This window comes from Streptomyces sp. CNT360, from assembly GCF_000424785.1.
The window spans coordinates 19593-44356 of the sequence record NZ_AUKO01000027.1 but is presented as its reverse complement, the minus strand read 5'-3'; the positions used below and the strand labels follow the sequence as shown (position 1 = coordinate 44356).

The 24764-nt window shown below is 71.9% G+C and carries 21 protein-coding genes; 10 read left to right on the top strand and 11 right to left on the bottom strand.

Features of this window, described 5'->3' with window-relative positions; all coding sequences use genetic code 11:
• Positions 1-94: 94 nt before the first annotated feature.
• Positions 95-556 (bottom strand): ATP-binding protein, encoded by a 462-nt coding sequence (locus H297_RS37500; protein WP_037794895.1) that lies wholly within the window; start codon positions 554-556, stop codon positions 95-97.
• A 300-nt stretch (positions 557-856) separates the two neighbouring features.
• On the opposite strand from H297_RS37500, the gene H297_RS0120520 reads away from it, so the two are divergent.
• Entirely contained in the window at positions 857-1891 is a 1035-nt protein-coding gene (locus H297_RS0120520; RefSeq protein ID WP_078514376.1) for a TAXI family TRAP transporter solute-binding subunit, read from the top strand.
• On the opposite strand, the gene H297_RS0120515 is transcribed toward H297_RS0120520, so the two are convergent.
• Complete coding sequence (locus H297_RS0120515) at positions 1870-3315, bottom strand: sensor histidine kinase (RefSeq protein WP_027738589.1); 1446 nt, start codon at positions 3313-3315, stop codon at positions 1870-1872. The two genes, H297_RS0120520 and H297_RS0120515, sit on opposite strands and share 22 nt — an antisense overlap.
• Before the next feature lie 36 nt (positions 3316-3351).
• Complete coding sequence (locus H297_RS0120510) at positions 3352-4086, bottom strand: response regulator transcription factor (protein WP_027738588.1); 735 nt, start codon at positions 4084-4086, stop codon at positions 3352-3354.
• 313 nt (positions 4087-4399) lie between these two features.
• Here H297_RS0120510 and H297_RS0120505 point away from each other — a divergent pair, with 313 nt between their 5' ends.
• The 5 genes from H297_RS0120505 to H297_RS0120485 all read left to right on the top strand — a co-directional run bounded on the left by H297_RS0120505 (position 4400) and on the right by H297_RS0120485 (position 9965).
• Positions 4400-5185: an amino acid ABC transporter ATP-binding protein gene (locus H297_RS0120505; RefSeq protein ID WP_027738587.1), complete on the top strand. Its 786-nt coding sequence runs from the start codon at positions 4400-4402 to the stop codon at positions 5183-5185.
• Between the two features lie 230 nt (positions 5186-5415).
• A complete protein-coding gene (locus H297_RS0120500; protein WP_027738586.1) occupies positions 5416-6327 on the top strand; it encodes a glutamate ABC transporter substrate-binding protein in 912 nt (303 codons plus the stop codon).
• 183 nt (positions 6328-6510) lie between these two features.
• Positions 6511-7158 (top strand): amino acid ABC transporter permease, encoded by a 648-nt coding sequence (locus tag H297_RS0120495; protein WP_027738585.1) that lies wholly within the window; start codon positions 6511-6513, stop codon positions 7156-7158.
• Entirely contained in the window at positions 7155-8102 is a 948-nt protein-coding gene (locus tag H297_RS37495; RefSeq protein WP_078514374.1) for an amino acid ABC transporter permease, read from the top strand. The genes H297_RS0120495 and H297_RS37495 overlap by 4 nt, the downstream gene beginning before the upstream one ends.
• A gap of 186 nt (positions 8103-8288) precedes the next feature.
• Positions 8289-9965, top strand: coding sequence for an FAD-dependent monooxygenase (locus H297_RS0120485; RefSeq protein ID WP_027738584.1), 1677 nt, complete (start codon positions 8289-8291; stop codon positions 9963-9965).
• A 244-nt stretch (positions 9966-10209) separates the two neighbouring features.
• Here the strand turns inward: H297_RS0120485 and recX are convergent, their stop codons facing one another.
• From recX to H297_RS0120470, 3 genes are all read right to left on the bottom strand, one after another.
• Positions 10210-10902, bottom strand: coding sequence for a recombination regulator RecX (recX, locus tag H297_RS0120480; protein ID WP_027738583.1), 693 nt, complete (start codon positions 10900-10902; stop codon positions 10210-10212).
• Between the two features lie 3 nt (positions 10903-10905).
• Positions 10906-12072: a recombinase RecA gene (recA, locus tag H297_RS0120475; protein ID WP_027738582.1), complete on the bottom strand. Its 1167-nt coding sequence runs from the start codon at positions 12070-12072 to the stop codon at positions 10906-10908.
• A 271-nt stretch (positions 12073-12343) separates the two neighbouring features.
• Positions 12344-12538, bottom strand: coding sequence for a DUF3046 domain-containing protein (locus H297_RS0120470; protein ID WP_027738581.1), 195 nt, complete (start codon positions 12536-12538; stop codon positions 12344-12346).
• Between the two features lie 78 nt (positions 12539-12616).
• Between H297_RS0120470 and H297_RS0120465 the strand changes: the two genes are divergently transcribed.
• Positions 12617-13522 (top strand): hypothetical protein, encoded by a 906-nt coding sequence (locus H297_RS0120465; protein ID WP_027738580.1) that lies wholly within the window; start codon positions 12617-12619, stop codon positions 13520-13522.
• 699 nt (positions 13523-14221) lie between these two features.
• Here H297_RS0120465 and H297_RS44425 read toward each other — a convergent pair.
• The 4 genes from H297_RS44425 to H297_RS37485 all read right to left on the bottom strand — a co-directional run bounded on the left by H297_RS44425 (position 14222) and on the right by H297_RS37485 (position 16743).
• Positions 14222-14344: a hypothetical protein gene (locus H297_RS44425; RefSeq protein ID WP_486589591.1), complete on the bottom strand. Its 123-nt coding sequence runs from the start codon at positions 14342-14344 to the stop codon at positions 14222-14224.
• Positions 14345-14506: 162 nt separating this feature from the next.
• Positions 14507-14812, bottom strand: coding sequence for an AzlD domain-containing protein (locus H297_RS0120445; RefSeq protein ID WP_027738578.1), 306 nt, complete (start codon positions 14810-14812; stop codon positions 14507-14509).
• Entirely contained in the window at positions 14809-15549 is a 741-nt protein-coding gene (locus tag H297_RS37490) for an AzlC family ABC transporter permease (RefSeq protein WP_051352041.1), read from the bottom strand. Before H297_RS37490 ends, H297_RS0120445 begins: the two co-directional genes overlap by 4 nt.
• A gap of 342 nt (positions 15550-15891) precedes the next feature.
• A complete protein-coding gene (locus H297_RS37485) occupies positions 15892-16743 on the bottom strand; it encodes an AraC family transcriptional regulator (RefSeq protein WP_037794893.1) in 852 nt (283 codons plus the stop codon).
• A gap of 136 nt (positions 16744-16879) precedes the next feature.
• Between H297_RS37485 and H297_RS0120430 the strand changes: the two genes are divergently transcribed.
• Positions 16880-21769 (top strand): Lhr family ATP-dependent helicase, encoded by a 4890-nt coding sequence (locus tag H297_RS0120430; RefSeq protein ID WP_027738577.1) that lies wholly within the window; start codon positions 16880-16882, stop codon positions 21767-21769.
• 38 nt (positions 21770-21807) lie between these two features.
• Here the strand turns inward: H297_RS0120430 and H297_RS0120425 are convergent, their stop codons facing one another.
• Positions 21808-22431, bottom strand: a complete 624-nt coding sequence (locus H297_RS0120425) for a helix-turn-helix domain-containing protein (protein WP_199787239.1) — start codon at positions 22429-22431, stop codon at positions 21808-21810.
• A 116-nt stretch (positions 22432-22547) separates the two neighbouring features.
• On the opposite strand from H297_RS0120425, the gene H297_RS0120420 reads away from it, so the two are divergent.
• Positions 22548-23372, top strand: coding sequence for a DNA-formamidopyrimidine glycosylase family protein (locus tag H297_RS0120420; protein ID WP_027738575.1), 825 nt, complete (start codon positions 22548-22550; stop codon positions 23370-23372).
• A 37-nt stretch (positions 23373-23409) separates the two neighbouring features.
• Positions 23410-24183: an SDR family oxidoreductase gene (locus H297_RS0120415; RefSeq protein WP_027738574.1), complete on the top strand. Its 774-nt coding sequence runs from the start codon at positions 23410-23412 to the stop codon at positions 24181-24183.
• The last annotated feature ends 581 nt before the right edge of the window (positions 24184-24764 follow it).

Genomic DNA, 24764 nt, shown 5'->3' with positions numbered 1-24764 from the left:
GCGACCAGGGTAGGCGTTTGCACGGACGGTTCAGGCCGCGCGGGAGGCGCTTCCCGGCCGCCGCCGGGGGTGGTGTGACGCAGATCACCGCATGTCATTCCGCAGGCAGTTCGCCGGGGAGGCGCAGTGTCGCCCAGACCGCGTTGCCGGCCGTCAGGGAGGAGGGCCGTACGCCCCAGTCGGTGGCGAGTGCTGCCACGATGCACAGGCCGCGGCCACTCTCGTCGGCGGCGCCGTTCTGCTTCAGGTGGGGCCCCTCGCCGCTCTCGGCGGGGTCGTGGACCTCCAGGCGGAGCAGCGCGGCGGTGGGGGTGCCGCGAGGGGCCAGGGCGGCACGGCAGAGGAGTTCGGCGCCGGGCAGCCGGCGGGTGTGCACGACCGCGTTGGTGGTCAGTTCGGAGAGCAGCAGGACCGCGTCGTCGGCCGTCTCGGGGGGTATCGGCGGCTCGTGCCGCTCGGCCAGCCATCCGCTGAACGCGGCGCGAGCACGTGCGATGTTCTGTTCCCGCGCGGGGATGCTCAACTGCCAGCCCGGCTCCGCGGTTCTTCCGTGCAACGCGGCCGGATCCGCGGTGCCGCCGTGGCAGCCGGAAGGGGGAGTTGTGGGGTCCCTGCGAGCGGGGGCGGCGTACACGTGGAGGCGCCTTCCGTCGGGCTGGTCCCGGCCGGTGGCTGGACCGGGACACGTCTTCTGCCCGTCACTATGGCCCCTGCTGTTCCACTCAGCAAGCGACAGTGTGAAATTTGCAGCCCGCGAAGAAGCCACACCCCTCCGCGCGGGTCCATCCCCTCCGGCTGCGCGCGTGCCCCAGGGGCACTCCCCTTGGCGCCCACCGGACTGGCAGTATCCCCTGCCATGGCCAGCCTGCGTCCCCGAACGCTCTCACGCTCCCTGCCCGGGCCGGACGGGCTCCCGGCGGGGCGACGGCGCGTCCTGGTCACCTCGGCCGTTCTCGTGGTGGTCTGCGGGCTGCTGGCGTGGTGGCTGGTGCCTTCGCGTGCCCCCTCCCCCAGCGGTCGCATCACCTTCGCCACGGGGGTGCCCACCGGCGTCTACGAGCGCTACGGCACCCTCTTCAAGCAGCGACTGGCCCGCGACCTGCCCCGCGTGGAGCTGACCTTGCAGCACAGTCAGGGATCGGTGCAGAACGTGGCGCGTGTGGCCTCCGGCAGGTCGGACTTCACCATCACCGCCTCCGACGCCCTCGCCACCTACCAGCACGAAGGCGGAAAGGACGCCTCCCGGGTCCGGGCCTGCGCCCGCCTCTACGACGACTACATGCATCTGGTCGTCCCCCGGGACTCCCCGGTCAAGAGCGCGCGGGATCTCAAGGGGATGCGGGTCGGCGTCGGGGAGAAGCGCTCCGGGGTCTCCCTGGTGACCGGCCGGCTCCTGAAGGCCGCGGGCCTGGACGTGGACCGCGACATCCACCCGGTGCGGGAGGGCATCGACCGGATGCCCCGCCTGCTGACGCAGGGGAAGCTGGACGCGTTCTTCTGGTCGGGCGGCCTGCCCACGGGCGCCGTCCAGCGCCTGGCGAAGCGTACGGACATCCGTCTGGTGCAGCTCGGCGATCTGCTGCCCCAGTTGCACGAACAGGGGCGCCAGGCGCGCTACTACCGCGCCGCTGTGATGGCCCCGGACACGTACCCCGCGGTGCAGGGCGGCCGGTCCGTCAAGACCGTCGCCATCGCCAACCTGCTGGTGACCACGGACCGTACCGACGCCGCGCTCACCGAGGGCGTCACCCGGTCCGTCATCAAGAGCAGGGACCAGATCGGACGGGAGGTGCACGCGGCTCAGAAGGTCGATCTTCGCACCGCCATCTACACCGACCCCGTGCCGCTGCACGAGGGAGCACGGCGCTACTACCGCTCCGCCAAGCCCTGACCGGCCTCCCGCGGGGCGTCACGGGGGACGGTGATCAGCACCCGCAGGCCCTGCGGGGCGTTGTGCGCGAAGGACAGCCCGGCGCCGCTGCCCGCCAGCAGGGCGCGGGTGATGGACAGGCCGAGGCCGGACCCCGAGACGTTCTGGTGCCGGCCGCTGCGCCAGAACCGGTCGCCCACCCGTTCCAGCTCCTCGTCGGTCAGACCCGGCCCGCCGTCGGCCGTCTCGACGGTCACATGGTCGCCCCCCGCGCGCACGGTGACCGTGACGGCGCCACCGTCGGGGGTGAACTTCACGGCGTTGTCGACCACCGCGTCCAGTGCGCTGGACAGCGCCACCGGGTCCGCCCAGCCGGTGGCCGCCGCCTGCCCGGCGAGCTCCAGGGCGATCCCCTTCTGCTCGGCGCTGGGCCGCCAGGCGGCGACCCGCTCGGCCGCGATCTCGGCGACATCGGTGAGCACCACGTGTGAGGCGTCGGTGTGCTCGGCGGACGCCAGGTCCAGCAGGTCGTCCAGGACGCGGGCCAGCCGTTTGCCCTCGGCCCGCACGGAGGCCATCTCCGCGTTGTCCTCGGGCAGTTCCAGGGCGAGCAGTTCGATGCGCAGCAGGAACGCGGAGAGCGGGTTGCGCAGCTGGTGGGAGGCATCGGCGACGAACGCCCGCTGCTGCTCCAGCGCCCCCTCGACGTTGCCCGCCATCTCGTTGAAGGAGTGGGCGAGCCTGCGCAGCTCAGGAGGGCCGACGGAGGCGACGACACGGGAGGTGAACTTGCCGGTGGCGATCTCGTGGGTGGCGCGGTCCAGCGTCCGTACCGGCTTGAGCACCCAGCCGGTCAGCCGGAGCGCGGCACCGAGCGCGAGCAGCATCGCGGCGGCCTCCCCCGCGGCGACCGCTGTCCAGCCGCGCAGGATGCGCGAACGCATCGGTCCGGTGGGCGAGTCGGTGAGCACCACGGCCGCCACGTCGCCGTCCCGGATGACCGGGGACGCCACGGCGATCCGCCCCTGGCGCTGCCAGGGCCACACCTGCGGCGGGTCGTGGCTGCGGCGTCCGGCCAGCGCCTCGGCGAACGCCCGCCCTCCGTCCGGGTGTCCGGCCGCGTCGCCGCCGCCGTCCCCGGGGACGTGCCAGTCCCGGGGAGAGGCAGCCATGGTGCGGCCGTCGCGGTAGAAGACGCCGGCCCGGATGCCGTAGAGGCCGTGGTAGCGGTCCAGCTCGTGCTGGAGGGTGGCGCGGCGCTCGTCGGGCCGGCTGGTGGAGGTGACGAACTGGGCGAGGGCCGCGAACCGCGCCGTGTCGTCGATGCGGTCGACCACCACCTGCTGCTGTTCGGCCTGCGCCTGGCTGACGGCAAGCGGGAAGCCCAGCGCGAGGAGGATCCCGGCCAGCAGGACGATCAGCAGTGGAAGCAGGCGACTGCGCACAGTGAGTGGTATCCGTTCCGGTCCGGCCGTGCCGGCTCAGACGCGCTGGGCGGCCATGCGGTAGCCCACGCCCCGCACCGTCTCTATGAGGGCCGGCCGCTGCAGTTTCGAGCGCAGCGAGGCGATGTGCACCTCCAGGGTGCGGCCGGTCCCCTCCCAACTGGTGCGCCACACCTCGCTGATGATCTGCTCGCGGCGGAAGACCACGCCGGGCCGCTGGGCGAGCAGCGCGAGCAGATCGAACTCCTTGCGGGTGAGCGGCACCTCCACGCCGTCGACATCGACCTGGCGGGTGGGCAGCTCGATGGTGAGAGCACCGAGCCGGATCGTGGCGGAGGCGCCCTCCTGATCGGCTCCGGAATGCACGCCTTCCTCGTCGGCTGCCCCCGTCTCGTCGGCGGCGGCGCGGCGGCTGACGGCATGGATGCGGGCCAGCAGCTCCCCCATGTCGTACGGCTTGACCACGTAGTCGTCGGCGCCCAGGTTGAGGCCGTGGATGCGGGAGCGCACATCGGCGCGTGCGGTCACCATGATGACGGGGGTGCTGCTGGTCCGGCGGATCCGGCCGCACACTTCGAAGCCGTCCTGGTCGGGCAGGCCCAGGTCGAGCAGGACGACGGCGAAACCGGGGCTTCCGCGGTCGCCCACCAGCAGTTTCTGCAGCGCCTCCGCGCCGCTGCGCACGTGGGTCACCTCGAAGCCGTGCCGCGCCAGGACCGCGGAGAGTGCGGCTGCGACGCGGTCGTCGTCCTCGACGAGCAGCAGTCTCACCGGCGCCCTCCTGTGGTCGTCCCGTCCGTCGGTCGTCGTCCCGTCACCGGGCCGGACCGCCGGCCGGCCCGGGTCACGTTCAGCCGCCTCGCGACCGAACGCTCCGACAGTGCATCCACGCCCATCGGCGCAGGTGAGTCAAGGGGGTGCCGGGAGGGCAAAAGCATCCGTTACGCAGCCGGTACCGTCCCCTTTACCCAGTGTGCCCGGATGCAGCCAGATCGTTATGCTCAATTTCAGCTCAGATGTAATGACGGTCACGCAGACCGCTCACTAGGGTCCTCGCAACCGACGAGGACGGAGCTGTACGCCGATGAGCGAAGTATCGGTGACCAAGGACGCAAGCGGTCCCGAACCCGCGACCGACGAGCTGGTCGTGCTGAAGAACGTCAACAAGCACTTCGGTGCGCTGCACGTTCTCCAGGACATCGACCTGACCATCGCACGCGGCGAGGTCGTCGTCGTCATCGGTCCCTCGGGTTCCGGCAAGTCCACCCTGTGCCGCACCATCAACCGCCTGGAGACGGTCGACTCCGGCAGCATCACGATCGACGGCAAGCCACTGCCCCAGGAGGGCAGGGAACTGGCCAGGCTCCGCGCCGACGTGGGCATGGTCTTCCAGTCGTTCAACCTCTTCGCGCACAAGACGGTGCTGGAGAACGTCACCCTCGGCCAGCTCAAGGTCCGCAAGGCGGACAAGCAGGAGGCCGAGAGCGTGGCACGCACGCTGCTCGACCGGGTCGGCGTCGGCAACCAGGCGGACAAGTACCCCGCCCAGCTCTCCGGCGGCCAGCAGCAGCGCGTCGCGATCGCCCGGGCGCTGGCCATGGACCCGAAGGTCATGCTCTTCGACGAGCCCACCTCGGCCCTCGACCCGGAGATGATCAACGAGGTCCTGGAGGTCATGCAGCAGTTGGCCCGGGACGGCATGACGATGGTCGTCGTCACCCACGAGATGGGGTTCGCACGCTCCGCCGCGAACCGGGTGGTCTTCATGGCGGACGGCCGGATCGTGGAAGAGGCCGCCCCGGAGCAGTTCTTCAGCAATCCGCGCAGCGACCGCGCCAAGGACTTCCTCTCGAAGATCCTGCACCACTGAGCCACCGGCCGCGAGCCCTCCGGCGCACGCTCCGACGGGGCAGCAAACGGGGCAACGGGCCCACCGGGCAACGGAGCCACGAGCTGCCGCACCGCCCACGGACCCGGATCGCATGCCACGGGCCTCGGGGCACGGGCACGGGCCGGGGGGGGCGCCGGCACCGGGCCATCGGACCCCGCGCAGCACGCCGCGCACCGGGCCATCGACTGTTCAAGCAAGGGATGTTCACTATGAGGTTCCACAAGACCGCCGCGGCGGCAGCCGCTGTCCTGGCTCTCGCCGCCACCGCCGCCTGCGGCGGCAAGGAGGGGTCCGCGGGCGACAAGCCCAAGGACCAGACCGACGAGAAGGCGCTGCCGACGTACAAGGTCGCCAAGGACGTCAAGGTCGACTCGCCCGCCGTCAAGAGGGCCCAGAAGCGCGGCAAGCTCGTCATCGGCGCCAAGGCGGACCAGCCCTACCTGGGCTTCCAGGACCAGTCCACCAAGAAGTACTCCGGCTTCGACATCGAGATCGCCAGGATGATCGCCGCCGACCTGGGCTTCTCCGCCAAGCAGATCCAGTGGAAGACCGTCGACTCCGGTGCGCGCGAGACCGCCGTCTCCAAGGGTGACGTCGACCTGATGATCGGTACGTACACGATCAACGACGAGCGCAAGAAGCAGATCGACTTCGCCGGCCCGTACTTCCACGCCGGCGCCTCGCTGCTCGTCCGCAAGGACGAGAAGGACGTCACCGGGCCGGAAGCCGTCAAGGGCAAGAAGGTCTGCTCGATCGTCGGTTCGACACCGCTGCAGGTCATCAAGCAGCCGAAGTACGGCGCCAAGGTCACCGAGCTGAGCAAGTACTCCGAGTGCGTCTCGCAGGTCATCGACGGTCAGGTCGACGCGGTGACCACGGACGACGCGATCCTGCTCGGCTACGCGGCCCAGAACCCCGGCAAGCTCAAGGTCGTCGGCAAGCCCTTCTCCGACGAGCCCTACGGCGTCGGCCTGAAGAAGGGCGACAAGGCTCTGCAGACGGCCGTCGCCGACGCCATCAAGGCCCACCAGGACAACGGCGACTACAAGAAGGTGTACGAGGCCACCCTCGGCAAGTCCGGCTCCAAGTTCAAGAAGCCGCCGGAGATCACCGAGAAGTGATCCGCCGCGCCCCGCTCCCCGACTTCGGTGCCGCACCGGGCGCCGGGGTCGCGCGGGGGCGGGGCGCGCCCGTGTGACGGGGTGACGGTGCGCTGCAGCCGCCCCCGTGTGTGACGGGGTGGCCGGCCGCTCCCGCCGCCCCACCTGGCCGCCGCAACCTACGCGACTCCTCGCGGAGAACTCATGAACGTACTTCTCGACAACCTGGCGCTGTTCCGCGAGGGATTCCTCGGCACCTTGTCGCTCACCGCCGTCAGCGGCGTGCTCGCCGTGGTGCTCGGCCTCGTGATCGCGGGGTTCCGGGTCTCGCCCGTGCCGCCCCTGCGCATATTCGGCACCCTGTGGGTCACCGTGCTGCGGAACACCCCGCTGACGCTGCTCTTCCTGGTGGCGTTCTTCGTGGTGCCCAAGGTGCTCTTCCCCGGCATCAACTCCTTCGTGCTCGCCGTCTGTGCCTGCGGCTTCTACACGTCGTCCTTCGTGGCCGAGGCCGTACGCTCCGGCATCAACACCGTGCCGATGGGGCAGGCCGAGGCCGCACGCGCGATCGGCATGTCCTTCGCCCAGACCATGCGGATCGTGGTGCTCCCCCAGGCCACGCGTACCGTTGTTCCGCCGCTGAGCAGCATCTTCATCGCGCTGACGAAGAACACGGCGATCGCCGGCGCCTTCGACAACGTGGATCTGTTCAACATCCAGAAGACGCTCAGCAACGACGGCTACGACATCGCCGTCATCTTCATCTGGATCACCATCGGCTACCTGATCATCACGTACGCCATCAACGGCCTGTTCCGGCTGCTGGAGAACCGTCTGGAGGTCGCCCGATGAGCTCCAGCGTCCTGTTCGACGCCCCCGGTCCCAAGGCCCGGGTCCGCAACGTCGTCTACTCCGTCGTCGGCACCCTCGTGCTGCTGGGCCTGATCGCCTGGGCCGTCTACCGGCTCCACGAGCGCGGCCAGTTCGCCGGCGAACTGTGGGACATCTTCAACTACTCGGGCATCCGCGAGAACATTCTGGACGCGCTGCTGTCCACACTGAAGGTGTTCGCCCTCGCGGGCGTCTTCTCGCTCGTCTTCGCCGTCGTCCTGTGCGTGGCACGGCTGTCGGACCACAAGCCGGTGCGCTGGGTGGCGCTGGTCTTCATCGACCTCTTCCGGTCGATCCCGCTGCTCATCACGATCTTCGCCCTGTGGGTCGGCATCCTCGGACACATGACCTCGCTCTGGGCGCTGGTGGTGGGCCTGACGATCTACAACGGCTGTGTTCAGGCGGAGGTGCTGCGCGCCGGGGTCAACGCCGTGCCCAAGGGACAGGCGGAGGCCGCCTACGCGCTGGGGCTGCGCAAGACCCAGGTGACCGCCTCGATCCTCTTCCCGCAAGCCGTGCGGTCGATGCTGCCGACGATCATCAGCCAACTGGTGGTGACGCTGAAGGACACCTCTCTCGGCTTCATGGTCCTGTACCCGGAGCTGCTGTACTCGGCCCGCCTGATCGGCAACAACACACCGGTGGGCGGCGTCTACCCGATGGTGCAGACGGTCGTCGTCTTCGGCGCCATCTACATCGCCCTGTGCCTCGCCCTGTCCTGGCTGGCTAAGTTCATCGAGCGCCGTGGCAGCAGGTCCAAGGTGGGCATCGTCCCTGCCGCGGGAGCCAAGGAGCTCCAGGAGGTCGCGCCCTCCGGCAGCACGGGCCCGGCCCCGGTGCCCCGACAGGTCGCTGCCGATGGCGTCCAGGACGCCGGCGACGTCCCGGACGTCCGCAAGGACTGATCCGTCGCACTGTCCGGGACGGGGCTCGACGCGCAGGTGAGACCTGGGCGCGCCCCGTCCCGGACAGTGCTCACTTGACGCCCGCTCAGGCAATGGGTTGCATACCTGCGTGATCGCGCACCAGGCTCCACCGCCAGAAGAACCCGCCCCGAACCGGCACCACCAGGGGTGTGAGGTCGCCGCGCTGTGGATCCGGTGATCGTCGTCGGGGCTGGACCCGTCGGACTCGCTCTCTCCCTCGCTCTGGCCCGGCACGCTGTTCCCTCCCTCGTTCTCGACGCGTCGGACGGCGCCCCGCAACCCCGCGCGGCCCGCACATGTGTGCTGCGGCCGGACACCGCGGGGCAGCTTCCCCCGCTGCCCGGAGTGCGCTGGCGCTCCTGGCGTACCCGGCGGCGCGCCCAGACCCTGGAAGAGGTCGACCTGCCGCCCGACCAGGCCCCGCTGCATCTGACACAGCACGCCCTGGAGAGCGCCCTGCGTGCCGCCCTCGCCGACGAGAAGCTCGCCCGGGTGGTCACCGACAGCCACGTCGATGTGCTGGAGCAGGACCCGCGCGGCGTCACCGTCCATACCCGGGGCCCCTCCGGGACCTGGTGGCGCGGCAGTTACGCCGTGGGCTGCGACGGTGCCCGCTCCACGGTCCGCAAACTGCTCGGGGTGCGCTTCCCCGGCCGCACCGCGGTGGAACGGCACGCCGTGGCCACGCTGCGGGTGCGGCTCCCCTGGGAAGAGAGTGGCCACGCCCCCGACGGCACGAGCGAGCCGGGGCACGCGGGTGGCGCGCTGCTGCACCGGGATCCCGGCGGCACACCCGGAGAGGTGACCGCCAGGCCACTGGCCGACGGCCTGTGGCGGCTCGACTGGCTGTTGGCACCGCGCGGTGACCTGGTCACCCCCGAAGAGATGCTCGAACGCGTCACGGAGACCCTCACGGTGTGGTCCGAGGAATCTCTTCCGCCCGGTCCGTCGTCCACAGCCGTTGTGCGGGCCCGTGCCGGTGAACCCGCCGACGGTGTCGGCCCGTACGAACTGGTGGACACCGGCGTGCACACTGCCCATCAGCGTCTGGCCCGGCACTGGCGCACGGGCCGTGCCTTCCTCGCCGGAGACTCCGCACACCTGACCGGCGCCCTGGGGGTGCAGTCCGTCGACGAGGGGCTGCGCGACGCCGCCAACCTCGCGTGGAAACTCGCCCTCGCCTGGCACCACGGCCACGACGCGGCAGCGGACACCCTGCTGGACAGCTACGAAACCGAGCGCCGCAGCGCCGTCACCGCACGTCTGCGCGCCGTCGACCAGGCGCTCGCCGTCGTACGGCGCGGCAGCACCCTCCGCGCACTGCTGCCCGGCGGCGGCGCACGCGCCCACCTCTCCCTGCTGACCGACGGCCACCTGGGACGCGGCTCGCTCGGCGCTCCCGTCGCCTACTCCCGCACAGCCCTGGCCCCGCCACGCGGAACCGCCGCCGCACAGGTGCCTGTCGGCACGGCTCCGGGCGCCCCCGTCGAGGACGTGCCGGTCACCGCCGTGGACGGCTCTCGGGGGACACTGCGCAGTTGGCTGGGCGGCGTCGGCGGAGACCTGCTCGTGGTCCTGGTGGCGCCGGGCACCGGAGTGTGGGACAGCCGGCACTGGCTGTCGGCCGGCATGATGCCGGACCTGGCGGCCACGGTGGACGGGCTGCCCTTGCGGGCGACACTGCTGGTCACCGAGGACTATCCGGGCGCAGCCGCGCACACCGTGCTGGCCATACGCCCCGACGGTCACCTGGCCGCCGCGCTTCCCGCGGGGCGGAGCGACATGCTGGGCACCTGGGCGGAGGCTGTCCGCGGACACCTTGCCCCGCAGTCCGGTACGTGAGCAGTCCGGCACGTGAGTGCTGCGGGTTCTCACGACCCTCTTGGCCCGCGCCTCCATGCTGCCGGTCATGGACGAGCAGGAGAACCGCCACTCCGCGGGCGGGAACGACCAGCAGCACACGAGGGACGGCAGCCCATCAGCACCTGCGGGCAGCTCCGCGGAGACATCGGGGATTGGCGTCTGCGGGGCCCCAAGGCAGCGACCGCCGAGGCGTCCGCGCCTGCATCCGCGGAGGCGGTCGGACCTACATGCCCGGAAACCGTTCCTCCAGTGCTTCCGGGTCCTCCCCCTCTTCCTCCAGTGCCTGCCGGACCACGCGGAGGGCGAGCCCCTCGGAGTAGCCCTTGCGCGCCAGCATCCCGGCGAGGCGGCGCAGGCGCCTGTCCCGTTCCAAGCCCCTGGTGGCGCGCAGCTTGCGTGCGACCAGGGCGCGCGCCGTCTCCTCCTCCTGTTCCGCATCGAGGCCGTCCATGGCCTCGTCGATCACCGTGCTGTCCACTCCCTTGGTCCGCAGCTCGCGGGCGAGAGCTCTGCGCGCCAGGCCCCGGCTGTGATGCCGGGACTCCACCCAGGCGGCAGCGAACGCCGCATCGTCGATGAGGCCGACGTCCTCGAAGCGGGCCAGCACCTCCTGAGCCGCGTCCGCGGGCACGCCCCGTTTGCGGAGCGCCTCGTCGAGCTGTCGGCGCGTCCGCGGGGTGCCGGTGAGCAACCGCAGACAGATGGCTCTGGCCCGTTCCACCGGATCCTGCGGCTCCCGGGGCCGCGCGGCCCCGGGAGGGGATGATGCGTACGAGGGCTCTGCTCCCGCTCCCGACAAGGCGGAGCCATCGCCGTCCTGGCAGGCCGCACTCCCGCTGTCGCCGTCTCCCCCGCCGGGAGCCGGGGAGGGCCCCGGCGGGAAGGCGTACTCCGGCCAGTCGCTACGCCGCGTCATGGCCTAGCTCTTGGCCGCGGCGGCCTTGGTGGCTTTGGTGCTCTTCGGCGTCTTGGTGACCGGAGCCGGTACGGTCTTGGCCGCCGCATCCGCTCCGTCCGCCGCGCCGGCGGCGCCGGTGACGGGGGCGCTCCCGGCGGCATCCGCGCCAGGCTCCTCGGACGGCTCCTGCGGCCGCACGCCGATACCGAGCTTCTCCTTGATCTTCTTCTCGATCTCGTTGGCGAGGTCGGGGTTGTCCCGCAGGAAGTTACGGGAGTTCTCCTTGCCCTGGCCGAGCTGGTCGCCCTCGTACGTGTACCAGGCGCCGGACTTGCGGACGAAGCCGTGCTCGACGCCCATGTCGATCAGACCGCCTTCGCGGCTGATGCCCATGCCGTAGAGGATGTCGAACTCGGCCTGTTTGAACGGCGGCGCAACCTTGTTCTTGACGACCTTGACGCGGGTGCGGTTGCCGACGGCCTCGGTACCGTCCTTCAGGGTCTCGATGCGGCGGATGTCGAGCCGCACCGAGGCGTAGAACTTCAGCGCCCGGCCACCGGTCGTGGTCTCCGGGGAGCCGAACATCACGCCGACCTTCTCGCGGAGCTGGTTGATGAAGATCGCGGTGGTCTTGGACTGGTTGAGCGCACCGGCGATCTTCCGCAGGGCCTGGCTCATCAGCCGGGCCTGGAGACCGACGTGGGAGTCGCCCATCTCGCCCTCGATCTCCGCCCGGGGCACCAGTGCGGCGACCGAGTCGACGATGATCAGGTCGAGTGCACCGGAGCGGATCAGCATGTCGGTGATCTCGAGGGCCTGTTCGCCGTTGTCCGGCTGGGAGAGGATCAGCGCGTCGGTGTCCACCCCGAGGCGCTTGGCGTACTCGGGGTCCAGCGCGTGCTCGGCGTCCACGAAGGCGACTGTGCCGCCCGCCTTCTGGGCGTTGGCGACGGCGTGCAGGGTCAGGGTCGTCTTACCGGACGATTCGGGGCCGTAGACCTCGACCACGCGGCCCCTCGGCAGGCCGCCGACCCCGAGGGCCACGTCCAGGGCGGTCGACCCGGTGGGGATGATCTCGACCGGCTCGTTCGGCCGCTCGCCCATGCGCATCACGGCGCCCTTGCCGAATTGCCGTTCAATCTGAGCGAGAGCAGCGTCGAGCGCCTTCTCGCGGTCGGTTCCTGCCATGGGTGCCACCCGGTTGTTTGCTTGAGTCGATCGCTTCACGTCTCACGACGCTAGCGCCTGCCACTGACAATCGGTCCGGACCCGCGCTCACCCAGCAGGCCATGACCTGAGCGGGCGTTCGCCGGAGACTCCATAAGAATCGATGTTCGATTTTTGAGTCAAGCCGCACCGCTCACCTGTGGAAAACTTGAGAAACCGCAGGTCACAGCGGCAAAAGCAGGTCAATCGCCCCCGGGCGGGCCGTCCCGCAGCCACCCTTCCGGGCTGCGGATCACCGCTTTTCGGCGGGAACGTCCATCACCTTGCAGACCACCCGCCACACATCTTTCGCGTCCCAGCCCGCGGCGAGCGCCTCGTGGATCGTCCGGCCGCCGAGATCGGACATCACGAAGTCACGGGCGAAGGAGTCGGCGTACGTCTCGCCGAAGTGGTCCGCCATCCGCTGCCAGAAATCCGTCAACCGCATGCCTCAAGTATCCCGCCTGGAGGGTCGGCTCCGCGCCACAGCAGTGACCGGGGCGCCCGGCGGGCCTACGGTCGGGGAATGGCTCCCTGTGGTTCGGTTCTCTCCCGTGCGGAGAGCTTCATCTGGCTGACAGCCCGCGTACTGGAACAGCGCCGTTTCGAGTACGACTTCCTGGACGGCGACCCGAGTACCGTCGAGACGGCGCTCGACGCGTACCGCAATGCCGACGGCGGCTACGGCCACGCGCTGGAGCCCGACCTGCGCGGCCCTGTCAGCCAGCCACTGCACACCGCCACAGCTGTGCGGGTGCTGGACTCGATCGGGCGCTGCGCGGGGCAGCGGGTGGAGCGCATCGGCCGGTACCTGACCTCCGTCTCCACCCCGGAGGGCGCCCTGCCCGCCGTCCATCCCTCGCTGCGCGGGTACCCCGCCGCCCCCTGGATCCCTGTGGTGGACACGCCACCGAGCGACCTGCTGGCGACCGGCCCCGTCGTGGGCACGCTGCACCGCAACAGTGTCTGGCACGCCTGGCTCTTCCGGGCGACGGACTACTGCTGGCACACCGTCGAGACTCTGGACAAGACCCACCCGTACGAGGTGCGAGCCGCGCTGGCGTTCCTCGACGGCGTACCCGACCGACCGCGGGCCGAGGCGGCCGCGAGCCGCCTGGGGACGTTGCTGCGCGAGCAGCGACTGGTCGTCACGGACCCGGAACGCGAGAAAGACTTCCCTCTTCCCGAGGGGTACGCGCTGGGGGAGCACCACTATGCGACCGATTTCGCCACCGCGCCGGACTCGCTGGCACGCCGCTGGTTCTCCGACGCCGAAATCGACCGGGGGCTGGACCATCTGGTGAGCCGCCAGCAGGAGGACGGCGGGTGGGACATCAACTGGCGCAGGTGGGCGCCCGGCACGGCTTTGGAGGGCCGCCCTCTGGTGACGCTGGAGGCACTGCACACGCTGCGCGCATACGGGCGGCTGTGAACGTCCGTACCGCACCCTGCGTCAGGTCTCCGTGCCGGACCGCGGCGCGGGTTCCTCGCGGAGCAGCAGCGCCGCGTTGATCAGTGCGACGTCGCGCGGGGCTGTCGCGTCCAGCGTGGTGACCCGGCGGGCCACGGCCAGCCAGTTGTCGACGGTGGTGGGGTGGACGCCGGACTGACGTGCTGTGGAGCGGTGTTACCGGCACTGTTCGAGGTCTACCCGCACAGTGGTGAGCAGTTCCGGACGGTCCCGCAGCGGGTCCGGCAGCGCGACTGTGGGAGCGCTGCTCGCAGGAGGCGCGAGAGCTGGTGTTCGAGCAGGACGTCGGCGAGGCGGTGCAGCCCCGGTGGCCGTCCGCAGGCGCGGACCACCCGGAGCACCTCGCGTACCGTGCGGGCCGCCGGGCGGCGACCTCGCCCGGCTTTCCGTGCCGGTAGGGCGGCCACCCGCAGGTGCGGGCCCACCGCTCGCCGCAGCCGCCCCAGCAGTTCCTCGGGCGGGGCGAAGGCGCCCGGGACCACCGCCCAACCGGTGCTGTCGGCGGCAGGGCTGCTTCCGGACGCTTCCCGGCGTTCGCCAACGTGGCCGTCTTCGACACGGGCACAGGTCTGGTGCTCGTGGACACGGGGGCACCCGTGGGACGAGGACACTGCACACGGCCGTGCGCGACCTCTCCCCGCCCGGTGCACGCAGTGGGGCTCACCCCATGGACACGTGGACCACGTCCTGGAGGTGGCCCCGTTCACCGAGGAGGCGCACCGCACTGGCGGGGATACCGGAGCCGCCGGTGCTGCGAAGCGGCGTCGACAGTGCCTCATCCACGACGGGCGGTTACCAGCACGCCTGCCTCCTGACGGCGGCACCGGCGAAGGTGGCAGGCTTGGAGGTGGCCGCGCTGCTGCGCCCCGAGCGCGGCGCGGCGGTCCTGCGGGACGCTGCGCGTGTCTCTCCTGCACCGGAGAGCGGGTGACCGGGCACCGGCCGTCATCCCAGTGCGCGTACGCCCGCCGTGACCAGAACAGCCGCAGCGATGACCAGCAGGAACGGGGCCCGCAGCACGAAGGCGACCGCCGCTGCCGCGATTCCGGCCGCACGGGCGTCGAGCACCAGGGTCGTCCCGTGTGCGAACGTCTGCTGGGCGGTCAGCGCGGCGAGCAGGGCCGCAGGCAGCAGGGCGGCCAGACGCTTGAGGGCGGGCCGCTCCAGCACCCCCGTGGGCACCGAGAGGCCGAGCAGCTTCATCACGTAGCAGCCCACGGCCGTGACACCGATGGCGATCCACACACTCACAGCGACTCCTTGTCCACAGATGCTCGACCCTTTCGGTCAGCCTCGCCCTCGCTCCTGCTCTCACGCTGTGCGGACGGAGCGGCCGTTGCCCCACGCGGCACCCTGCTGCGCACGGCCAGAACAAGGGGGGCCGCCAGTGCGGCCGCCAGCACCGGTACGCCGGCGGGCAGCACCGGCAGGAGTCCCAGTCCGAGTGCCGCCGCGAGGACCGCCGTGGCGCGCTCGGCTCCGGTGCGGAGCATGGGGGCCAGCAGCGCCAGGAAGGCTGCCGGCCCGGCCGCGTCGAGTCCCCAGGCCGCCGTGTCGCCCAGGGCTTCGGCCCCCACCGCGCCAAGGAGCGTGGTGAGGTTCCAGAGGAGGAAGAGCGTCACGCCGGTCGCGGTGAAGCCCAGTCGCGCGGCACGTCGCTCCGGCCGGCCGAGGGCGACGGCCGACGTCTCGTCGATCACCCAGTGCGCGGCGAGGAGGCGTACCCCCGGTCGCAGTGCGAGCAGGGGCGCCAGACGCAGTCCGTAGAAGGCGTTTCTGACTCCCAGGAAGAGGGCTCCGGCCGCCGCGGTCAGCGGACCGCCGCCGGCGGCCAGCGCGCCCACCAGGGCGAGCTGGGACGCACCGGTGAAGACGAAGAAGCTCAGCGCACACGCCTGGGCGACGCTGATGCCGGAACCCGCAGCCGTGACGCCGAAGGCGAAGCCGGAGAGTCCGACGGCGATTCCCACGCCGAGGGCATCCCTCAGGACGGCACGATCGCTGTCGCGGGGCGCGCCCCGGGTTCCGGCAGAGGCAGCCTGCCTGTCGCCGGAAACGGTCTCCTCGTCGCCATCGGCAGTCTGCTCCTGGCCGGATGCGGAATCCTCGTCCCGAAACACGGACGGGGCCGCTTGGACACCGGGCGGCGACTTCTGCTCGGCGTCGGACGATGCTGCCCGCCCGGCCCTGGTCGACGCAGTCTGTCCTGCATCGTCCGACCCGGCCTGCCCGGCACCGGGAACGGCACGGTCGCCGCCGGATCGATCACGGGCCGACAGGGGCGAACGGTCGAATATGTCGCTGTCTCGTTGCTGTGGCACGGAGCCACGCTAGGAGCCGGTCGGAGTCCCGGTCTTGTACGTTCTTGCACGTCCCCGCTGGTACGCGCCTGGGGGCACTCCGACGATGCGGCCGAAGTGACGGGTCAGGTGGGCCTGGTCGGTGAACCCGACGACGGTGGCGGCCTCGGCTGGAGGAGTCCCTCCGTCCAGCAGGGCCCGGGCCCGGTGGACCCGTGCGTCCGTCAGCCAGGTGTGCGGAGGCATCCCGTACGCCCCACGGAAAGCGCGGAGCAGCGCGAAGGGTCTGGTACCCAGCTCGTCGGCGAGACTCTCCAGCGAGGGCGGGTCCGCCATCCGCTCCTCCAGGACGGCGCGGGCCCGTGCGGCGTCCCGGGCTCCGGCCGTCCGCACGGGCCGGTCGGGCAGCGGGCCGCCGTGCCGTCTCAGCAGGCCGGCTACGGCCGCGTGCAGGTGACTGTCGGCGGCGAGCGCGTTGCCCTCTCCCAGCGCGCGGTGCACGGCCCGCACGTGGTGCGCCAGGCCGGGATCGTGGGCAGCCGGTACGGCGAAGCCGGGCGTGCCCCGGACAGTGGTGGTCTCCGCGGCTATCCGGGTCACCACCTCCGGGTCGGGATAGAGCACCTCGTAGCGCCAGCCCGCGGGGGTGCCGGCGTGCCCGGTGTGCGCGGTGTCCGGGTTGATCAGGGCGAGCCCCCCGACACCGACGCGGTGCACTCCGCCACCGTGGTGGAAGGCCTCGACACCCTCGGTGATCGCGGCGATGACGTAGGTGTCGTGGGTGTGGCGGGCGAACGTCTTACGGATGTAGCGGGCCCGCAGCAGGTCGAGACCGGGCAGTTTCGGTGACTGCCAGTAATGCGCACTCTCTCGCTCCGCCATGCCCCCATTCTGCCGGGGCCCGGCCGTGTGGAGAGGCGGGCGCGTCCCGTCCCCGGGCCCCGGGTGGCCGCCGTCAGTACCGCACGCGGACGGTCACCCGGACGCCGTTGTCAGTGCCGTGCTGCACGATGGGGGCATGGGTCGGACAGCGGCATTGGACGCCTTCTCACCGGCGACCCGTGCATGGTTCGCGGGCGCCTTCAGCGAGCCCACCTCCGCGCAGGAGGGGGCCTGGAGTGCGCTGGCCGAGGAGTCCGACGCGCTCGTGGTGGCGCCCACCGGGTCGGGAAAGACACTGGCCGCCTTCCTCGCCTCTCTGGACGCCCTGGCCTCCACCCCGCCCCCGGCCGACCCGCTCAAGCGGTGCCGGGTGCTGTACGTCTCGCCGCTGAAGGCGCTCGCGGTGGACGTGGAGCGCAACCTGCGCAGTCCGCTGACCGGCATCCGGCAGGAGTCCGTGCGGCTCGGTCTGCCGGAGCCGGAGATCACGGTCGGTATCCGCTCGGGTGACACACCGGCCGCCGAGCGCAGGTCGATCGCCCGCCGCCCGCCGGACATCCTGATCACCACGCCCGAGTCGCTGTTCCTGATGCTGACCTCCGCGGCCCGGGAGGCGCTGTCGGGGGTCGAGACGGTCATCGTCGACGAGGTGCACGCGGTGGCGGGCACCAAGCGCGGCGCCCACCTGGCACTGTCCCTGGAGCGGCTGGACCACCTGCTGGAGAAGCCCGCGCGCCGCATCGGCCTGTCGGCGACGGTCCGTCCGGTGGACGAGGTGGCACGGTTCCTCTCGCCGCGCAGGAACGCCACCGTGGTGCAGCCCCCCACGGGCAAGAGGTTCGAGCTGTCGGTCGTGGTCCCGGTGGAGGACATGGGCGAGCTGGGCAGCTCCCCGGCCCAGGACGCCGCAGGATCGGAGGCAGGTGGGCCGGCAGGGGGCGGGAAGCCCTCCATCTGGCCGTCGGTGGAGGAGCGGATCACCGACCTGATCCAGGAGCACCGCTCCACGATCGTCTTCGCGAACTCGCGCCGTCTGGCCGAGCGGCTGTGCAACCGGCTCAACGAGATCTCCTACGAGCGCGCCACGGGCGAGCCGATGCCGGAGGACCACTCGCCCGCCGAGCTGATGGGCAACGCGGGCGCGGTCGCCGGCGCGCCCCCGCTCCTGGCGCGCGCCCACCACGGCTCGGTCTCCAAGGAGCAGCGGGCACAGGTGGAGGAGGATCTCAAGGCGGGCAGGCTGCCCGCCGTGGTGGCCACCTCCAGCCTGGAGCTGGGCATCGACATGGGAGCCGTCGATCTGGTCATCCAGGTGGAGTCGCCGCCCTCGGTGGCCTCCGGGCTCCAGCGGGTGGGCCGTGCAGGGCACCAGGTGGGCGCGGTCTCGGCGGGCGTGGTCTTTCCGAAGTACCGGGGGGACCTGGTGCAGTCGGCCGTGGTCACCGAGCGGATGCGCGAGGGCGCCATCGAGGCTCTGCGCGTTCCGGCGAACCCGCTGGACGTGCTGGCCCAGCAGATCGTCGCCATGGTCGCGGTGGACGCCTGGGACGTCGACGAGCTGCTGGCCCTGGCGCGGCAGGCCGCCCCGTTCGCGGCGCTGCCGGAGTCGGCGTACACCTCCGTGCTGGACATGCTGGCCGGGCGGTATCCCTCGGACGCGTTCGCCGAGCTGCGGCCGCGCCTGGTGTGGGACCGGGTGACCAACACCCTCACCGGCCGCCCGGGAGCCCAGCGGCTGGCGGTCACCTCCGGAGGGACGATCCCGGACCGCGGGCTGTTCGGGGTCTTCCTGGCGGGCGCCGACCCGAAGAAGGGCGGCGGCCGGGTCGGTGAGCTGGACGAGGAGATGGTCTACGAGTCCCGGGTGGGCGACGTGTTCACCCTGGGCACGACGTCCTGGCGGATCGAGGACATCACCCGTGACCGGGTGCTGGTCACGCCCGCACCCGGCGTGCCGGGGCGACTGCCGTTCTGGCGGGGCGACCAGCTCGGCCGCCCGCTGGAACTGGGCCGTGCGCTGGGCGCGTTCGTGCGGGAGATCGGGTCGCTGTCCCGCGACGAGGCGCGGCAGCGGCTGGCGGCGGCCGGGATGGACGAGCTGGCGGTCGGCAACCTGCTGGCCTACCTGGACGAGCAGCGGGAGGCGGCCGGGCACGTTCCGGACGACCGGACGATCGTGGTGGAGCGGTTCCGTGACGAGCTGGGCGACTGGCGCATCGTGGTGCACTCCCCTTTCGGTGCCCAGGTGCACGCCCCCTGGGCGCTGGCCATCGGTGCGCGGCTGACCGAGCGGTACGGCATGGACGCGCAGGTCATGCACGCCGACGACGGTCTGGTGCTGCGGCTGCCGGATGCCGAGTTGATGGATCTGGATCTCTTCGACGCCGAGCCGAGCTCCCCGCGCACCCCTGACCAGGAGCTGCCGGGCGGCCGAGGCGGTCCCGCGAGCAACGCCGCGGTCCTACCGGGTGGTCCCGACCAGCCGCCGATCGGCGTCGGTGATGTGCTGTTCGACAAGGGCGAGGTGGAGCAGACCGTCACCGATCAGGTGGGCGGCTCCGCGCTGTTCGCGGCGCGCTTCCGGGAGTGCGCCGCGCGGGCGCTGCTGCTGCCGCGCCGCAGCCCGGGGCGGCGCACACCGCTGTGGCAGCAGCGGCAGCGGTCTTCCCAGCTTCTGCAGGTGGCAAACGAGTTCGGCTCCTTCCCGATCATTCTGGAAGCGGTGCGCGAGTGCCTTCAGGACGTCTTCGACGTACCGGGACTGACGGAACTGATGGGCGACATCGAGTCCCGCCGGGTGCGGGTGGTGGAGGTGACCACGCCCGAGCCGTCGCCGTTCGCCCGCTCGCTGCTGTTCGGCTATGTGGCGCAGTACTTGTACGAGGGCGACTCGCCGCTGGCCGAGCGCCGTGCCGCGGCGCTCTCCCTCGACTCGCGGCTGCTGTCGGAGTTGCTGGGCCAGGCCGAGCTGCGCGAGCTGCTGGACGCCGACGTACTGCACGAGCTGGAGGCCGAGCTCCAGTGGCGCACGGAGGACCGCCGCCTCAAGGACGTCGAGGGCGTGGCCGATCTGCTGCGCCTGCTGGGACCGTTGACCTCCGCGGAGCTCGCGGAGCGTGGTGCAGAGCCGGGCTGGGCGTCGGAGCTGGAGGCGTCCCGGCGGGCCATCCGGGTACGGATCGCGGGACAGGAGTACTGGGCGGGCATCGAGGACGCGGGCCGGTTGCGGGACGCGTTGGGTGTGGCGTTGCCCGTCGGCATCCCGGAGGCGTTCACCGAGCCGGTCGCCGACCCGCTGGGCGACCTGCTGGCGCGGTACGCCCGCACGCACGGGCCGTTCGTCTCCTCGGACGCCGCTGCCCGCTTCGGCCTGGGCACGGCCGTCGCGGACGGCGCTCTGCACCGCCTGGCGGCGAGCGGCCGGCTGGTGCAGGGCGAGTTCCACCCTTCGGGCGTGGGTCAGGAGTGGTGCGACGCAGGGGTGCTGCGGCGGCTGCGGCGGCGTTCGCTGGCTGCCCTGCGCCAGGAGCTGGAGCCGGTCGCCCCGCAGGCGCTGGCCGCGTTCCTGCCCCAGTGGCAGCATGTGGGCACCAGCAGCCTGCGCGGCGTCGAGGGGCTTCTGCGCACCGTGGAGCAGTTGCAGGGGGCGCCGGTCCCGGCTTCGGCGCTGGAGAAACTGGTGCTGCCCGGCCGGGTGACGGACTATGCGCCACCGCTGCTGGACGAGCTGACCGCCTCCGGCGAGGTGGTGTGGGCGGGCGCGGGGGCGCTGCCCGGCAAGGACGGCTGGATCTCGCTCCATCTGGCCGACACGGCACCTCTGTTGCTGCCGCCCCCGCATCCGCTGGAGCTGACGCCGGTGCATCAGGCGGTGCTCGCCGCGTTGGAGGGCGGCTACGGGCTGTTCTTCCGGCAGGTCGCCGAGCGTGCCCGCGCCGCCCATCCGGAGGCGACGGACCCGCAGCTCACAGAAGCGCTGTGGGACCTGGTGTGGTCGGGTCGGGTCACCGGTGACACGCTCGCCCCACTGCGCGCGCTGCTGGGTTCAGGGCGGACAGCGGGATCGACGGCGCACCGCGCCAAGCGACCGACGCCGCGCGGCCGTTACGGCTCGTTCACGGCGGCCGCCGTGGCCGCGGGGGGCGGTGTGGGCCGACGAGGGCCGGGCCGGGCCGCCGCGTCGGCGCCGCCGACCGTGGCGGGCCGCTGGTCGCTGCTGCCCGAGCCGGAGAGCGAACCCACCCACCGCGCCCACGCGCTGGCCCGTACCCTTCTCGACCGACACGGTGTGGTCACCCGCGGTGCGGTGACCGCCGAGGGGGTGGAAGGCGGGTTCTCCGCGGCGTACCGCGTGCTGTCGGCCTTCGAGGAGAGCGGTCAGGCGCGGCGCGGCTATGTCGTCGAAGGTCTGGGCGCCGCACAGTTCGCGATGGACGGCGCGGTGGACCGGCTGCGCGCCGTCAGCACGGCCCGCGAGCGCGAGAGCGGCGCCGTCTCGCCCGGCAGCCATCTTCCCGAGCCGTACGGAGGCGCCGCCGAGGGACGCGGACCTGGCGGCCGCAAGGGCCCGCGTGCACTCGTGCTGGCTGCCGCGGACCCGGCGAACGCCTACGGTGCGGCGCTGCCCTGGCCTTCTCCGCCACCCGGCGCGACGCACAAGGCGGGCCGCAAAGCGGGCGCTCTCGTGGTGCTGGTCGACGGGGTGCTGACGCTGTACGTCGAGCGGGGCGGCAAGACCCTGCTGGCCTGGGAACACGACCCATCGGAGCAGACGGCAGGCACGCCGGGCGCGACGGCCGGGGAAGCGGAGCAACCCGCAGCCACGGCAGGCGGCGACGAGGCGGGCGCCGTACGGCTGACCGCCGCAGTCGATGCGCTCGCCACGGCCGCCCGCCGCGGAGCGCTGGGGACGGTCACCGTCGAGCGGGTGAACGGCACCCCCGCGCTCTCCTCCGCACTGGCCCCCGCGCTGGAGGCGGCGGGCTTCCACGCGACCCCGCGGGGGCTGCGCCTCCGGGCAGGATGAGCCGGGGTCCCGCCTCGCGTGCCGTCCCCTCGGCGGGGTCAGTCCTCGTCGGCCTCGGCACGGCCCGCGTCGTCGGCCTCGGCGGCGAGCACGATGCGGCGCAGCATCGAGGCGAGCAGTTTGCGTTCGTACCAGTCGAGCGTGCCGAGCAGGCGGCGTTCCTCTGCCCCGGAGGCTTCGATGGCGGCGAGCCAGGTGGCGTGCCCCTCCTCGGTCAGCTCGACCTCCTCGCCCTGGCCGCCCCGGGGGGAGTCGCCCGCGGGCTGCGGAGAGGGCCCGCGGGTGAGGAACCCGCGCTTGCCGAGCGCGTCCAGACGCTCCGTCAGGGCGTTGGGGGCTTCACCCAGGTCGATGGCGAGCTGGGTGACGCTCGTGCGCCACCCGGACCGCACGAGGGTGTGCAGGGTCTCGTGTTCCTCTTTGCGCAGCCCGTGCTCGGCCAGCGACCGTTCGGCCACGCGCTGCAGGTGACCGGCGAGGTACTGCATCCGGGTCACGGAGCCCTCGATGTGGGGATCGAGGTCGGGCAGGACCGCCTGCCAACGATCCACATGGTCGTCGACCCAGTCGCGTGCACCCTCCAGAGCGTCCCGCTGTTCGGCCTCGGCCTCGCCGTCCACGTCGAGCGCGTCGTGCTGTCGTTCGTAACCCCACTGCCCCATGGCCGAGGATGGTATCTGGTGATCCACTTACCCCATCCACCCCTCCGGCCAGGTGCCCGGAACGTGCCCTGGCGTCGCACCTGTGACCTGTCGGTGCCGACTGGGACGATGGAAACATGCCCGAGGGAGACACGGTCTGGCGCACGGCGCACACGCTGCATCAGGCATTGGCAGGCAGCACACTGCTGCGTACGGACTTCCGGGTGCCCCGCATCGCGACGGCCGACCTGTCCGGGCGCGTGCTCCTGGAGGTCGCACCGCGCGGCAAGCACCTGCTGATGCGCATCGAAGGGGGCCTCACGGTCCACTCCCACCTGGGCATGGAGGGCGCGTGGCGGGTGCGCCGCAACCCGCCGGGCGCGTTCGGCCCGGCGCACCAGATCAGGGCACTGCTGATGACCGGGACCCATACCGCGGCGGGCTTGCGGCTGCCCGTACTGGAGCTGTTGCGCACCAAAGAGGAGTCCGCAGTGGTAGGGCATCTCGGTCCGGACCTGCTGGGTCCCGACTGGGATGCGGCCGAGGCCGGCCGACGGCTCCTGCGCGATCCGCAGCGCCCTTTGGTGGAGGCCCTGTTGGACCAGCGCAACCTCGCCGGGATCGGCAACGTCTACGCATCGGAGCTGTGCTTCCTGGCCCGGCTCTCCCCTTGGACGCCGGTGGCAGAGCTGGCTGCGCCACTGTCGGCGCGGCTGCTGACCACGGCCGAACGGCTGCTGGAGGCGAACAAGGACCGTGCCCGGCGTCGCACGACCGGCAGCACGCGACCGGAGCGTGCGCTGGCGGTCTACGGGCGCGAGGGACACCCCTGCTACCGGTGCGGCACTCCGGTGCGCACCGGCAGGCACGGTCCGCCGGACCGTCCCCGTACCGTCTGGTACTGCCCGCACTGCCAACCGCCCTCCCGACGCAACGACCAAAGCCGAGACACGGGAGGTTGATTGACGCGCCGTCAGGTCGCTCGTACGGTCGTTCTCCATGAGCCTCCCGGCGTACGACCTGACCGGCCGCACCGCCCTGGTCACCGGGGCGGCCAGTGGCATCGGCCGTGCGACTGCCGAGCTCCTCGCCCAGGCGGGCGCCGCTGTGCACTGCGCCGACCTGGACGAGGAGGGTCTCGCAGGCACCACCGGGCAGATCTCAAAGGCGGGCGGCAAGGCGTGGGGACACGTACTCGACGTGACCGACGGCGCAGCTCTCGGTGAGGCCGTGGCGGCGGCCGTCCGCACGGGCGGTCGGCTGGACGTCGCCGCCGCGATCGCCGGGGTCATGCACCGCAGCACCGTGCTGGAGACGCGGGACGCCGACCTCGACCGGGTGCTGGCTGTCAACTTCAAAGGGGTGCTGCACACCTGCCGGGCGGCCGCCCGCAGCATGATCGACACCGGGACCCGGGGATCGATCGTGACCATGGCCTCCGGCGCGGTGGCCACGGGCTCCGCCGAACTGCTGTGCTACGGGGCCGCCAAGGCGGCTGTCGTCCAGCTCACCAAGACCCTCGCCACCGAGATCGGTCCGCACGGCATCCGTGTCAACGCGGTGGCACCCGGTTGGGTGCGTACTGCGATGACGGAGGGCGACGACGACGCCGAGCGCGATGTCGAACGGGCCCTTGCCCGGATATCGCCGCTGGAGCGGGTCGGCGACGCCACGGAGATCGCGCACAGCGTCCTGCACCTGGCCTCGGACGCCTCGTCGTTCACCACAGGCCAGATCCTCCGCCCCAACGGCGGCGTCGCGATGCCCTGGTGATCCCCCGCGCGGCACCCCTCCCCTCCCACTCCCCCTCGCACCGCGGCCCCCTCTCCCCCGTGGCGCCGCCCCGCGCCACATGGACCGGCAGAACGCCCAGCCCCCATCCCCCGGCCGTCACGGTCGCCTCCACCGCGCCGCCCTCCCCGGCGGCGAGACGCCATATCGCACACAGCCAACCGATCGCGCCGACCCCGCACAGCAACCAGCGGGACAGCAGCAAGTGGCTCACGGCAGTCATGCCGCCCACCTCCCGGGCCGGAACTCCGTAGCCGGCGTGTCAGGACCCAGCCATCGTCCCGCACTCAGCGCGACGGCGCGACCACAGGGAGCTCCTCGGCCTCCTCCACCCCGACCGTCCGACCCACCGTCCAGGGAGAACGAGTACGCGCGGCCGGCTACGGAGAACAGCGCCGCTCGGGGCTCCGCTCTCCGTGCGGAAAAACGCACAGAGCCCCGCTGGGGTCTTCCAGCAGGGCTCTGCGACCGACGTCTCCGCCGTACGTCCGAGACGTACGCCCCGGTGCGCCTCGCGCTCCGTACAGCACCCGGCCGGCGTGAGGTGACCGCCACGGGGTCCG

Bases quoted from the DNA above. Each gene is read 5' to 3' on its own strand.
- H297_RS0120470 (WP_027738581.1), bottom strand. From the start codon at position 12,538: ATGCGGTTGACGGATTTCTGGCAGCGGATGGCGGACCACTTCGGCGAG.
- H297_RS0120495 (WP_027738585.1), top strand. From the start codon at position 6,511: ATGAACGTACTTCTCGACAACCTGGCGCTGTTCCGCGAGGGATTCCTC.
- H297_RS0120505 (WP_027738587.1), top strand. From the start codon at position 4,400: ATGAGCGAAGTATCGGTGACCAAGGACGCAAGCGGTCCCGAACCCGCG.
- H297_RS0120420 (WP_027738575.1), top strand. From the start codon at position 22,548: ATGCCCGAGGGAGACACGGTCTGGCGCACGGCGCACACGCTGCATCAG.
- H297_RS37495 (WP_078514374.1), top strand. From the start codon at position 7,155: ATGAGCTCCAGCGTCCTGTTCGACGCCCCCGGTCCCAAGGCCCGGGTC.
- H297_RS0120415 (WP_027738574.1), top strand. From the start codon at position 23,410: ATGAGCCTCCCGGCGTACGACCTGACCGGCCGCACCGCCCTGGTCACC.
- H297_RS0120430 (WP_027738577.1), top strand. From the start codon at position 16,880: ATGGGTCGGACAGCGGCATTGGACGCCTTCTCACCGGCGACCCGTGCA.
- H297_RS0120425 (WP_199787239.1), bottom strand. From the start codon at position 22,431: ATGGGGCAGTGGGGTTACGAACGACAGCACGACGCGCTCGACGTGGAC.
- H297_RS0120465 (WP_027738580.1), top strand. From the start codon at position 12,617: ATGGCTCCCTGTGGTTCGGTTCTCTCCCGTGCGGAGAGCTTCATCTGG.
- recX (WP_027738583.1), bottom strand. From the start codon at position 10,902: ATGACGCGGCGTAGCGACTGGCCGGAGTACGCCTTCCCGCCGGGGCCC.
- H297_RS0120520 (WP_078514376.1), top strand. From the start codon at position 857: ATGGCCAGCCTGCGTCCCCGAACGCTCTCACGCTCCCTGCCCGGGCCG.
- H297_RS0120500 (WP_027738586.1), top strand. From the start codon at position 5,416: ATGAGGTTCCACAAGACCGCCGCGGCGGCAGCCGCTGTCCTGGCTCTC.
- recA (WP_027738582.1), bottom strand. From the start codon at position 12,072: ATGGCAGGAACCGACCGCGAGAAGGCGCTCGACGCTGCTCTCGCTCAG.
- H297_RS37485 (WP_037794893.1), bottom strand. From the start codon at position 16,743: ATGGCGGAGCGAGAGAGTGCGCATTACTGGCAGTCACCGAAACTGCCC.